We start from the raw sequence: 12,655 nt of genomic DNA, 5'->3' as shown, positions 1-12,655 counted from the left end.
AAATCCGGTTAGTTTTTAGAGGCGCCCAAAATATTTAATGAAAGCTGGATAAGGAGCAGTTCATCGGAGTTTTCAAAATCTATCCTGGATATCTCCTTTATCTTTTCCAAGCGGCGCAGAAAAGTTAAGCGGTGAACCGGCAGCCTTGCAGCTGCAGTCGTCATATTATACCGCGCATCAGAAAAATATTGGATAGTCTTCAGATATTCAGTGCCGTTTTGTTTATCGTATTCCGTAAGGGCGATAACCCCGGGGTGGAGCATGTTTTCCGGGGATAACTCGCTGGTAAGGCGATCGGTAATATATTCCATGGTATAGTCAGCAAAATTATAACACCAAAGATGGGGATCCTTTTTTTCCCCCAATCGCAGCGCCGCATTGGCCTGGGTGTAAGCGTCCCGCAGGCCCATAAAAGAACCCATCTTGTTTGACATTCCCGCCTTACAGTTAAATTCCCGAACCAGATAGGGAACTACTTTACGGTAATCCCCAAATTGATATTTCGTCTTTCCCTGAAACCGGTAATTCATTATCCATATAATCAGGGGCTCCATAATCAGTGCGCAGGAATGTATAACATCGGTTTCCAGGTATCTGCACAGATAGGATGAGCTGTTTTTAAACTCCATGGCATCGGGCATACGAAAAATCACTACCCTATATTGATCCTGTATTTGCCAGTCTGTCCTTTTGATAATGGGGATAATATCCTGACCGGTAAGATCGCTTGACTGTTGGATATAACTCCGTATCAATTCATGGAGTTCTTCATTCTGTCTTTTGTCGATCAGCTTCCCCGATTTATTGATAAAAATTTTGCCTGTGTAAGCGCAGCAAATCTTCAGCAATTCCAACTGCCCGTTTATATTGGGGGAACTTTGATCGTAAGCGGCGATAAAACGGCATTCAAAGTGGTTTCCGCTGAAAAAATTACTACAGAGCCACCGTTCTTCACAGGGAAAGGGGGGGTAAATATAGGGCTCCCGATGTTCAAAAATTTTGTGAACCGTCCCCTCTTCCATAATTATTTCATTAACCCTCTCTATGGGGACAAGTTCCCTTTTTGGATCCGCTAAACTATCCTGAGAATAGGCAATAATTCCAAAATTCCGGTCATGGAGGAGAAAGGGCATGGTAAACTGTTCCCGGATAATTTTAAATAAATTGGCATACTCGGTTCCTTCAAAGCTGGCGTTATTAAGGCGGATGTCCCAATTCACCAGGCTCAGGATCAAGGCAAAAACATCCTGTAGAACCTTGACCACCGGCGTAGACTCGGTAACGCAGGCTATGTCCAGGCCGCGCAGCTGCTCCGGTATGCTCTGTTTCTCCACCGGGCCGGTAAGCAGGAAAGAACAGGAAACCGGTTTTGTAATACGGTCCAGATCTTCCAGGCTGCCGCATATATACAAAAAATCCGGCTCCGGGCTATCCGTATCAAGGACCCGGACCGAAGAAACAAAACTCCCGGAACCTCCGCTCAGATAGCTAAGTCTCTGTTTTTTTTCAAATAGGTAAAAAAGCATGGATGAAGTGATTTGAATGGCATCTCTCCCTTTTTAATGACCCAGCCCAAGGTCACGCTACTAAGTGTAGCGTATATTTTTTAAAGTTGCAACTTTATGAAACTGTCAAAGTAAAGAAAAACATGCTATAAAAAGGTCAGGGTTTCGGCCTGTGGTTTGTTTAACCTCAATATCAATACATTCATAAGGAGAAATTATGCTTACTAAAAGACAAAACTTTCTGGAAACCATCCACGGAGGCAAGCCCGACCGGTTTGTTAAGCAGTATGAGGCTTTGCATCTTCTCATGACCCCGGCGTATCAGGCGCAAAACCCGATAGGCGTGAATTCCCGGGGACCGGCGCCTGGAGGCGAAGCGGTCAATTCCTGGGGGGTTACCATTAAGTTTGTGGAAGGCCATCCCGGCCCCTTCCCCTTGCATGACGATGCGCACAAGGTGGTCAAGGATATTACCAAGTGGAAGAGCGTGGTTAAGATGCCGAGAACCGACTATCCCGCCTCGGACTGGGAGCAGTATGTAAAAATTGCGGGAGCAGTGGACAGGGAAAATGTTTTTTGCACTGTAGGTTACTTTTGCGGGCTTTTTGAACAGACTCATTACCTTATGGGGATCGATGACTGTCTGGCAGCTTTTTACGAAGAGCCTGAGGCGATGCATGAACTGGTGGAGTTTATAACCGAATACGAGCTTAAATATGCCGAAGGGGTTTGCAAGTACCTCAAGCCGGATGCCCTGTTCCACCACGATGACTGGGGAACCCAGATTTCAACCTTCATGTCCCCTGCCATGTTTGACGAGTTTTACCTGGACTCGTACAAGAAGGTCTACGCTTATTACAAGAGTCACGGAGTAGAAATTATTGTGCACCACAGCGATTCCTATGCCGCGACCCTGGTACCCCAGATGATCGAAATGGGGGTTGATGTCTTCCAGGGCTGTACGACCCAAAACAATGTTCCCGACCTGGTGAAAAAGTACGGCGGAAAAATATCCTTTATGGGTGATCTCAACAATGGGGTATTGGACAAAGGGGACTGGACAAAAGAGCTGGTACGCTCGGAAGTCGAACGGGCCTGCCGGAATAACGGCAAACTCTACTATATTCCCTGCCTTACCATGGGCGGCCCAGGCAGCACCTTCCCCGGCGTATATGAAGCGGTCAATGAAGAAATCGATCGTATGAGTAAGGAGCTGTTCTAGTTCCATTTTTTCTAAAGCGGCTGTTCCAAACCTATAAGCTTCCGGGACAGCCGCTTTGTTTTAGTTCGTGTACTCCGTGGTTATTCCTAATTTGGAATGCCCCTGCTATTCAAAATTGATATTTTCAATAAACATTTCATTAAAATAGGAATCTTCAGGCAAACTGTATTCCTCGGAAAGGCCTACAATGGCGTTCAGGGTTTCCTCGCTGTCCCCTTCCAGTAGGTACCGTACGGTTCCGCCCAGGGCGCTGTTTCCAATAAGGCGGACCTTTGGCTGGAGTTCCGGGGGAATGAGCCCTATCCCGGCGCCGCTGGAAAAATTGAGGTTATACCCGAACCCGCCGGCAACAAACAGATTTTTTATATCCCCGTAGGAAAGGCCGGCATGGCGAATCAGGGCATCCACCCCGGACCGGACGGCGCTTTTTGCAAGCTGCAGCTCCCGGACATCCTTCTGGCAAAAATTGATATCCTGCCCATCGACGGTCTTGGCCAGGAAAATTCCGGTTTTCGGGACTGATTTATCGAATCTGCCGCTGGGTTCTATAAGAGAGCTTTTCAAGCCCTCATTGACCAAGTCCACCACCCCGGAACCGCAGATCCCCCCAGGGGGACGATTCCCGATGGTCTTAAGCTCAAACTGTCCATTCTGCCATACTACCGAAGAAATAGCCCCGGGTACGCTGCCGGTCCCCCACTGTATATTGCCCCCTTCAAATGCGGGCCCCGCCGCAGTGGCGGTACAGAGCAGTTTTCCTGAAACCATGAGGGCCATTTCCCCGTTGGTCCCGATGTCCATGAGGAGTTCCGGCTCCCGGCTTTTGTACATATTGGAGAAGTATATCCCCGCAGTGATATCCGCCCCCACATAGGTGGAAATGCCGGGCAGTATAGCTACTTGGCAGCTCAGATCCCCCTCAAAAAGTTCAGGGAAGGAGCAGAATACAAAATTCAAGGTAACCGGGGTAAAGGGAAACTGCCCCAGGGTGGCGCAGCTCAGGCCTAAAAGCAGGTGCATCATGGTGGTATTGCCCGCCACAGCAACCTTGCACACATCCCTTGCCCTGATCGTATTAGTGGCCAACAGGGTTTCTATGCCCACAGAGATTTGTTTCCGCACACTTCCGGTGAGCAGGGACAGATCACCCTTACTGGCCCGCTGCATGCGACTGATCACATCGGCGCCGAATGCCCGCTGTTTGTTTACCGTGGAAAAGCGGTCCCGAATCCGGCCGGTCACGAGGTCGACCAGAGCTATGGCAATGGTGGTGGTGCCTATGTCTATACCTATGCCGTAGACCGGCTCAGGTCCGCTCTGTACCGAAACAATGGCGCCTTTGTCCCGGTACAGGTATACTGCGGGCTCCCTGATGGCTTCCTCGGACCCCACCGGCGCCGCATCCTTGGCCGCCGCCATATCGGCGCAGAGGGCAATTTGGGTAAGGGAGTGCAGGGAAAGGTATTTATCCTGGTTACCCGCTAGCTGGTGGGCAAAACTGGTGGCGCTTCGTTGCAGGGCTATCTTTTCAGTCTGCGCCGCCGGACCTGTAGCGGACTCTTCAGTTTCTCCGGTCCCGAAGCTGATCACCGATTCAAAAGACTGTTCATCAGATTTGGGGATGATGATCCGCAGATCCTCCCCTGGGCGCGCATTGCAGCCAAGCCGCCATCCATCATTAATATCACTTTCAGAAAAATAATCCCTGTCCGCCTGGGATGGCTCAAGGTTTCCCCGGGTTACCTTGACCTTGCATTTACCACAGGTACCTCTTCCGCCGCAGATCGCCGGCACATACAGGCCCCCGACTTGCAGGGATTTCAGCAGATTATCATCCTTTTGGATATCGAAACGTATGGTTTGTTCCGTATCGCCGGAAACCACGGTTATAAGCGGCGCTACAGAATTATTAGTATTCATGAGTTACTCCAGTAACACACAGCCCGTATAGGTTAGGGTGCCATTTCCATAATAATAGGGAAGCTTGTTATCCTGGCAAACATCACTTACCAGGAGGCCGTAGGCTTCCATGGAGGAATTCATCTCTTGGGGGAAACGGCAAGGTTCATCCGGAAAGGCGCAGGTTTCGCATATCCTGCACCCGCCTGAACCCATCACCATTGATGAAGGGTATAATTTTCGTATTTTTTCAGCAAAAGCTTGCATATGCTGCCCATGGTCTTTGCCGGTTTGTTCCATGGTCTCATAATCCAGGGAGTCCTCCAGTATACCCGTAGTTTGAACCAGGATCCCCCATTTAAATTTTCGGATTCTGGCTTCACATTCATCCAGGGTGCCGCAGCCCGGGGGACAGGACCATTTTTTGTTGTAGATGCCGCATTTATTCACCGCACAGGCGTCACGGACCTCTGTCCTAACCTTTATGGTATCCACATTTAAAATCCCGGTATGGGAAAATCCGCAATCCAGGGCTATCTCTTTAATTTTTTCCAATTGATCCGGCATTACTATACCTCTTGCTTTAGACAAGGGCTCCGGCAATACCGGAGCCCCAAAGACTATTTCCTTACTTGTGTAGAATTAGCTGGCCAGTTTTTTAGCGAGCTGTGCGGCGCCGGCTGCATCGGTGGTAAAGCCATCGGCGCCAACCTGGTTCGCAAAATCCTGGGTAATAGGCGCACCGCCGATGATGAGCTTGAAGCTCTTCACCGGGCTGCCCTTTACGGCTGCGGCAATTTCCTTCAGGGAAGGCATGGTGGTGGTTAGCAGACAGGACAGGGCCACGACTTTCACATCCGGATTGGCTTTGATGGAGTTCAGGAAAGTTTCGGCGGTTACATCGACACCCAAGTCGATCACTTCAAACCCGGCGCTTTCAATCATCAGAGCCACCAGGTTCTTGCCGATATCGTGCAGGTCCCCATGTACGGTGCCGATGATACACTTGCCAAGGCTTGTGCTGGCGCCGGCGGCCAATTTGGGCTTAAGCACCTCAACGCCCTTCTTCATGGTCCTGGCAGCTACCAGCATTTCAGGAACGAAGACTTCCGCTTTCTGGAACTTTTCACCAATGACCGCCATGGCATCAATCATGCTATTAAGGATCTTGGTAGGATCAAGACCTTCCGCTAAAGCATCCGCTACCAGGCCTTCAATAAGTTTTGACTTTCCGGTTTCTACGGTCTGCTTAATCTCATCAATCTTTGACATTATTTGCTCCTTGAAAAAATATTAGATGGGTTTTACAAACCCTGATCTCAAAAAATAATCTCTACTTCTTATCGAAAAGCCCCGCCCTGAAGGCATTAATGTATTCAATACAGAAATCATCCTTACCCAGCAGGGCTTCTGTGGCGTAGATCAATCCGATCATTTCCGTATTAAGGGGGTCCAGGATGGCGCTGTCCAGTCCTGCGCTCATGGACAGGATGATAAAGGCGCGGTTCACAAACTTCCGGGCCGGCAGGTTGAAAGAGATATTGCTGGCGCCGCCAGTTAAATGGATGTCCGGGTACTGGGCCTTTATTTTGGTCATGGTCTCCACAATTTTGGCAATACCGTCTTCGGAGGTACAGAGCATTTCCACCAGGGGATCGATATGGAGGCGTTTTGGGGCAATTTTGTATTGATCCGCCTTTTTCATCAGGGCATCAAAAACCTGGAGCCGCTTTTCCGCGCTTTTAGGGATCCCCGTATCGTCGCTTAACAGGGCCACACATTCCCACCCTGTATTGGCAATAAGGGGGAATACCTGGTCAACCTTGTCCCCTTCCATGGATACCGAGTTTACCAGGCCAGGTTTCTTACAAAACTCAATAGCCTTGGCACAGATCGTAGCGCTGGGGCTGTCAACGGAAATAGGGGTATCCGTAACGTCCTGCACCAGATTAATCAACCATTTAAGGGTTTCAAGTTCAATGTCTTCCGAAACAGACGCGCACACGTCGATGAAGGTTGCTCCTGCTTCAGACTGCTTTTTTGCCAGATCCCGAATGTAATCCTCATTCTTTTCTGCGATTGCCTTCGCCATAGAAGGAATCGAACCGTTGATTTTTTCACCGATAATAATCATTAGAAACTCCACCTTATGTTAATTTTATTTATTATTACATGACTGTGATATATATGCAATTCTATACTTTGACGGAATTTAAAAAAAGTATTCCTACAAAATGCAGGAATACTTTGGATTACCGTAAAATATGGATGGAAAAGAATTCTCAACTCTCGCTGCAGGAGAGAGAGGATAAGCAGGAAATATTGAGAATATTGTAAAAATAATACTCTCCGCAAGATACTTTGCGGAGAGTACGGCGCATGCTTAGTTGTAAAATGCATGTCCCAGTTCTTTAATCGCTTTAGAAAGAATGCCGTTCTTCCTTCGCGTCACCGGATCGTCCATAGGCCCCAGGAATTGGCCGGAAAAGGCATATCCCCCTCCAGTCGCCAGCAAATTCATGGTAGAACGGACTGATTCATAAATTTCTTCCTCAGTTGTATCCGGTTCCAGGAGTCGGCCTCTGGCATCCCAGCCGCCGGCGATTATCAGTTTGTTGCCATACTTCTTTTTAATACCCACAACATCGTTGCTTGTCTGACAGGGATCCCAAACACATACACCAATCTTGACCAGATCATCAAAAAAAGCCTCGGATTTTCCGCAGTTATGCATACTTATAGGTAGTCCTCGGTCTCTACCAACCTTGACCTGTCGATCATGGAAAGGCAGGATAAACTCCCGGTACATTTCCGGGGAGATAAAGGGGGCCGCCCAAGTGGCGGTATCGTCCATGGTAGCGATCACATCGGGTTTTAAAATATCCACATACTTGGACTGAACAGCCACATAAAAATCGCAGAGGTAATTCAGTAGGGCTTTAACTTCCTCGGGTTCCTCATGGAAAGCCATAAGACCCTCGGTAAATCCCATAAAGGCCATAAGGTTCTGGAAAAAACCTACCTGCATGTTCAGGGCTACTGCTGTTTGGCTTCGATCAACCTTGTAGTATTCAAGGTCTTTTTTTACCATGTCTTCCCAATCGATCCCTTCCAGGGAAGGCGCCTTGATAACATCCCGCCATTTTCTGATATCTTTTAGAATAAAGTTATTCGGTTCAGGTATTTGAGCATTGCCAGCCTCATAGGTTCGAACGTAGTTTACCCCCCAAACATCTTTACCACCGACACGGCGATACTGGCTGAGTAAACCCGGTGCAAGTATGATACTAGCAACCGGTGCTTGTCCGGGAATTTGAAACATGGTATATCTGGGGACCCATTCCGGCTGCTCGCCCCTCAGACACATTAGATAATTTTCTTTCTCAGTAAGCATAGCAATCCTCCTAACGAACCAATATTAAACCCTTCGCGTAAATTACATATGGTGTATTAAAACAAACCCCTAAAAACAACCGTTTTTAGGGGCAATCGCATCAGTCTTCTTAAGTATTAGGCTGTTGCTGCTGGAGCTGGTTTTTTGGGTACAATAAAGAGAACAATTGTCGCACCAACAAGGAAAATTACGATTAGTATAAAGGTTCCAAAAATAGCCGTGGTCGGTTTAGAGTTACCGGCGATCATTTCCATACCTGCGACTAAATAGGTGGTCAAAAATTGTGACAGGTAATTACAGATGGTAAAAATCGAGAGAAGCATGGTAACCCTTGACCGATCTACCGACTGGGCAATGGTAGAGCCGAACCATGGAAGGGTCATCCCTAAGGAACCCAAACCGGCAAAGAAGATTGAAACAAAAAGGACATACAGGCTGTTTGTGGTAGATACGAAGTAATACCCTATAGCTGCCAATCCCAATGCCAGAATCAATACGGCTTTTTTGTTTTTCTTAGCCAATGCTGCAAAAACCAGACCGCCGGTTACAGAACCAACCGTAAGAATCGCCCTGGCGTACCCTGCTTCTACACTGCCCCCAAATCCACCCTGCATGATGATCAAGGTTAATTTAGTTTGAATGGGAACAAAGAGCATAAATGCAAGGGTGCCGGATAAAACGGTAAACAAAATCCGCGCGCCATAGGGTTTCCTTTCTTTCTTTTCTTCCGCAAATTCCTTTTTTTCTGCGGGTACCCGGGGAATAAAGAATAGAATCAATAGGAATACAATTATGCCAAGGTAGAACAAATAAATCGGGTGTCTCCAGCTTATGGTCGCTAGAAAGCCTGCGAGTAAAGAACAGGTGACGCTAACTGCAGCAGTACAAGATGTTTGAAATCCTGTGAGCTTTCCTATTTCCGTAGGATAAAGTTGAGCAATCATGGCTCTGGGAATCGAAGAAATTAACCCAATGGCAAAACCGGTTAATGCCCTCGCAACATAGAGAACCATAATCGAAGGCGCCAGGGTTGTTATTAGACCGCCAAGCATAAACAATATCCATGCAACAAGGAGTATATCCTTTTTGCTGATCCGCTCTGCCAGTTTTGCACTGATTAAAACGGCAGGGATCATGAAGAGAGCCGGTAGGTTTGTAAGTTGAGAAAGCTGAGTCGGTGTGGCGTGGAAATTCCCTGCAATCGCGCCGAGGGCTACTGCAAAAGAAACCACGTTGATGTTGTAAGTACATCCGCTGAATAACAACGAAACCTTAGTAAGTTTGCCTTTTTCCTGCATACTTTTCTCCTAAATATTTACTCCTGGCTTTAACAGGAATATTACCGGACTAAGTCCGGAATTGCCGATTTAATGCCGGGTGTACCAGCCGTCACAGTAGTCATAGGATTCTTCCGCGATCCAGGCGTTTACCTGTTTATCATTGTCATTTGTGGGATTAAGAAATGCGCTGCCAGAGTAAGCATAGCCGCCACCCGGAGCATATCTATCGACGGTATCCCGGACCATCTGGCGTATTTGTCCTTCATCAACCTTTGATTCCGGGGGTACTTTGTATTCGAATCCGCCGGCGATGCACATTTTGTTACCGAACTTCCTTTTTACTTCATCCAGATTATTATCGACCTGTGCGGGATCCCAGACCTTAACGCCAAAATCAATTTTATCTGCTAAAAAATCTTCGCAGCGGCCACAGTTGTGAAACTGGATAGGGATACCCCGTTCCATGACGGGCTTTGCCATTTTCATGTAAATGGGTTTAAGAATATCCTTAAACATTTCAAGCGAAATAAAGGGATTGCTTTTCGTTGCAGTATCATCGGCAAAAAACATTACGTCGGGTTTATAATAATCCATTACATTGACAATATGGGGTACAAAAAAATCAACCATCCAATTTAGCATCTCTTTAACAAGTTCCGGCTCTTCAAAAAAGGCGCAAAGCCCTTCGGTGAAGCCCATTAAAGCCATCGTTTGCTGGAAGGGGCTAAACATTGCTAAGGCCATAGCACAGGACTGGGTTCGATCAATTCTGGATGCGGCGATATCTTTTTTTGCCTGTTCTTCCCAGCTGAAGCCATCGGGAAGCTGAGGTAGTTTCAGAACATCCCTATACTTACGGATATCCTCAAGAAGGAAAACTCCGGGTTCCGGAATAGCCTGATTACCAGTTTCCTTAGTAGCTATATATTTAATTCCCCAACAGTCAACACGGCCATTAGGATCGGGAATTCCCGGCAAGAATGCCTGGGCTCCGGACAAAACCGTTGGGCCAACCCGTACTGTGGGCGGGGCGCCCTTTAAGGCAGGCCCCAAGCTGTATATTGGCACCGACTCGGGTACTTCTCCTTTCATCATTTTCAGGTAATTTTCTCTTGGTGTTAATTTCGACATAGTTTCCTCCGGGTTTACTTGGTTATATGCTGTACAAGCACATATTGGAATCATTATATAGGCATAAATTTCAAGTCGTCCAATACCTTTTTAAAAAAAGGGTATAACCATCTGGTTATACATTCACCCTAACTAGGGATGAATTTTTTTAGTACCTCCTTTTTGGTAAAATGTTTCATAAACTTATCCATGAAAATATCAAGAAATGGATTGGTATCGTTTTTAAGCCATGCGAAGGCTGTTTCCTGAAAGTTATTGAGAACAATGTACCGGAACTGCTGATTGTATTGTTCTCTGTTCCATGTATTCAAAATAACAACTCCAAGATTATTACTAACCCTGCCTATTGCGGTCTCAATGTTGGGAACAGGTATTATGTTTCTTTCATCAATCGTGTATAACTGAAAGAGATCGTGTATATAATCAATAATACTATCGAAAGTGTTGATAACATAAAATGAACAATTGTTAAAATTTTCCACTTGAGGGTTTTCCAGTTTTGCTTGGGGCGAATACCTTGAATAGAGTAGAATATTGGGAATTTTAGTTATCTGCCGAACGGAGAATAACGGCGAAATAGGATAAATCATATTGAGAAATATGATGATATCAAGATTATTATCTTCTAACTCCTCCATAAGTTCCCGCAGGTTCCAGGCATATAGAGTGATATTTATCGACGGGTAATCCCGGGAGAAACTGTTTAAAAGCGAGGGGAAAAAATCCGGCAACGACCAGCCTTCCAGATATCCTATACGGAAAGTCCCTTCCATTTTTTCAGTTATAATTTTTGCGTGATACTTTGTTATTGACAAGCCGTTTTTATAGTCTTTAAAAAACTTATAAAACATCTCTCCTGCAGCTGTCAATCTTGTGTTTCTCTTAGTCCGATCAAAGAGCAGGCACTCCAATTCTTTTTCCATGTTAGAAATTTGCCGACTTATCGCAGGTTGAGAAACATATAGCCGTTCTGAGGCTTTAACAAAGCTGCTCTCCCTTGCAACAGCCATAAAGTAGTCAATTTGTAAATCCGTCATGTATCTCTGGAACCTCCTTTTAAGTTTTCAAAACAGGAGTGAAAAAACAAGGAGCAAAACATACAAGCTAGAACCCAGGTAATTTTAAAACTATTGCCCGGATAAAATTGTCAATTTTCCAGTATTTCAATTCAGATATTATTTAGTCCTCAACAGAATGAATGATTTCGCATAGCTTATCTTCACCAATGCAAAAAACAATGACAACCATTTCAAATCTGGCTGTTTTTTCATCCATGAATCTTTTTTGAGAACCTATTTCCATATCGGTTATTGAAATCATACATTTTTCATTTTCTGAAGTTATAATGGATTTTATATGGCCAATTATCCCGCCGCAATTAATAATAGCCTGGGCTACGGTTTTCATTTTACTATCCACGATGGCAACGGCTTCTGTAAAATTATCACTTATATTGCCTTTTAACACTCCAATAAGTGATTCTTCATGCCTGGAAATGGTGATATTGTCGTGCTCGTGCTCATGGTGGTCGTGCTCATGGTGGTCGTGGTTGTGCTCATGGTCATGGTCATGGTGGTCGTGCTCATGATGATTACTCGGTTTTTCGCTCATCCCATACCTCCTTAATCAATAAGTTTATTCCAAACTGCATTATCAACTTTTTCCATTGCCGTTACCAAAAAAACATCCGCTGTTTCGTTAAAATCCCTTATTGATTTCTCAGTTAATTTCAGGGATTCTTTGTCCACTAAATCGATTTTGTTAATAAGTATTTCGTCCGCTCCATCCAATTGGTTTTTTATCATTTCCCCCAGGGGTTTTTGTAGGCGTTGCCAGCGTTTTGCATCAGCAATACAGCAAATTTTACAATCAAGATGAAGGTCCGATGTCAGGGTATCTTGGATATTTTTTGGATAGGCAACGCCGGTTGCCTCCATTATAATAATTTCAGGGTGTAAATCTTTAATAACGCGGTTTATATTTATCAAAAGTTCACCTGACATTGTACAGCATACACATCCGGAAAACATGTCCTGGACCTGATACCCCGCATTTTTCAGTACCTTATCGTCTATACCAACTTCTCCGATTTCATTTTCGATAATCACAACGGAATTTTTTTTATCAGAGCGATATTTATCCGCAAAAAACTGCGCCATTTGCAGCACAATGCTTGTCTTTCCAGAACCTAAAAAACCTCCGACAATGATAACTTTCATTTTAA

12 protein-coding genes are annotated in these 12,655 nt (G+C 45.7%); 1 reads left to right on the top strand and 11 read right to left on the bottom strand.

Annotated elements, in window-relative coordinates; translation table 11 throughout:
* Positions 1-8: 8 nt before the first annotated feature.
* Positions 9-1,526: a PucR family transcriptional regulator gene (locus TREPR_RS11850; RefSeq protein ID WP_015708559.1), complete on the bottom strand. Its 1,518-nt coding sequence runs from the start codon at positions 1,524-1,526 to the stop codon at positions 9-11.
* A 196-nt stretch (positions 1,527-1,722) separates the two neighbouring features.
* Between TREPR_RS11850 and TREPR_RS11845 the strand changes: the two genes are divergently transcribed.
* Complete coding sequence (locus tag TREPR_RS11845; RefSeq protein ID WP_015708558.1) at positions 1,723-2,727, top strand: uroporphyrinogen decarboxylase family protein; 1,005 nt, start codon at positions 1,723-1,725, stop codon at positions 2,725-2,727.
* Between the two features lie 105 nt (positions 2,728-2,832).
* Here the strand turns inward: TREPR_RS11845 and TREPR_RS11840 are convergent, their stop codons facing one another.
* The 10 genes from TREPR_RS11840 to TREPR_RS11795 form a co-directional block, all read right to left on the bottom strand.
* Positions 2,833-4,647 carry an ASKHA domain-containing protein gene (locus TREPR_RS11840; RefSeq protein WP_015708557.1) on the bottom strand — a complete coding sequence of 605 codons (1,815 nt, stop codon included), beginning with the start codon at positions 4,645-4,647 and terminating at the stop codon, positions 2,833-2,835.
* A gap of 3 nt (positions 4,648-4,650) precedes the next feature.
* Complete coding sequence (locus TREPR_RS11835) at positions 4,651-5,193, bottom strand: DUF2284 domain-containing protein (RefSeq protein WP_015708556.1); 543 nt, start codon at positions 5,191-5,193, stop codon at positions 4,651-4,653.
* A gap of 75 nt (positions 5,194-5,268) precedes the next feature.
* On the bottom strand, positions 5,269-5,898 hold the full coding sequence (locus TREPR_RS11830; protein ID WP_015708555.1) for a corrinoid protein: 630 nt from the start codon (positions 5,896-5,898) through the stop codon (positions 5,269-5,271).
* A gap of 61 nt (positions 5,899-5,959) precedes the next feature.
* On the bottom strand, positions 5,960-6,760 hold the full coding sequence (locus tag TREPR_RS11825) for a methyltetrahydrofolate cobalamin methyltransferase (RefSeq protein ID WP_015708554.1): 801 nt from the start codon (positions 6,758-6,760) through the stop codon (positions 5,960-5,962).
* A 249-nt stretch (positions 6,761-7,009) separates the two neighbouring features.
* Positions 7,010-8,020: a veratrol--corrinoid protein metyltransferase gene (locus tag TREPR_RS11820; protein ID WP_015708553.1), complete on the bottom strand. Its 1,011-nt coding sequence runs from the start codon at positions 8,018-8,020 to the stop codon at positions 7,010-7,012.
* A gap of 116 nt (positions 8,021-8,136) precedes the next feature.
* Complete coding sequence (locus TREPR_RS11815; protein ID WP_015708552.1) at positions 8,137-9,318, bottom strand: MFS transporter; 1,182 nt, start codon at positions 9,316-9,318, stop codon at positions 8,137-8,139.
* Between the two features lie 69 nt (positions 9,319-9,387).
* Positions 9,388-10,431: a veratrol--corrinoid protein metyltransferase gene (locus TREPR_RS11810; RefSeq protein ID WP_015708551.1), complete on the bottom strand. Its 1,044-nt coding sequence runs from the start codon at positions 10,429-10,431 to the stop codon at positions 9,388-9,390.
* 128 nt (positions 10,432-10,559) lie between these two features.
* Positions 10,560-11,468, bottom strand: a complete 909-nt coding sequence (locus TREPR_RS11805; RefSeq protein ID WP_015708550.1) for a LysR family transcriptional regulator — start codon at positions 11,466-11,468, stop codon at positions 10,560-10,562.
* A 142-nt stretch (positions 11,469-11,610) separates the two neighbouring features.
* Positions 11,611-12,042, bottom strand: coding sequence for a hypothetical protein (locus TREPR_RS18750; RefSeq protein WP_041611170.1), 432 nt, complete (start codon positions 12,040-12,042; stop codon positions 11,611-11,613).
* Between the two features lie 11 nt (positions 12,043-12,053).
* The gene (locus tag TREPR_RS11795) at positions 12,054-12,650 is read right to left on the bottom strand and encodes a GTP-binding protein (protein ID WP_041611169.1); all 597 of its coding nucleotides are present in this window, start codon (positions 12,648-12,650) and stop codon (positions 12,054-12,056) included.
* Positions 12,651-12,655 lie beyond the last annotated feature (5 nt).

This window comes from Treponema primitia ZAS-2, assembly GCF_000214375.1.
Classification (GTDB): domain Bacteria; phylum Spirochaetota; class Spirochaetia; order Treponematales; family Breznakiellaceae; genus Termitinema; species Termitinema primitia.
The sequence above is the reverse complement of the archived record's forward strand: the minus strand, read 5'-3'. Positions and strand labels throughout refer to the sequence as shown.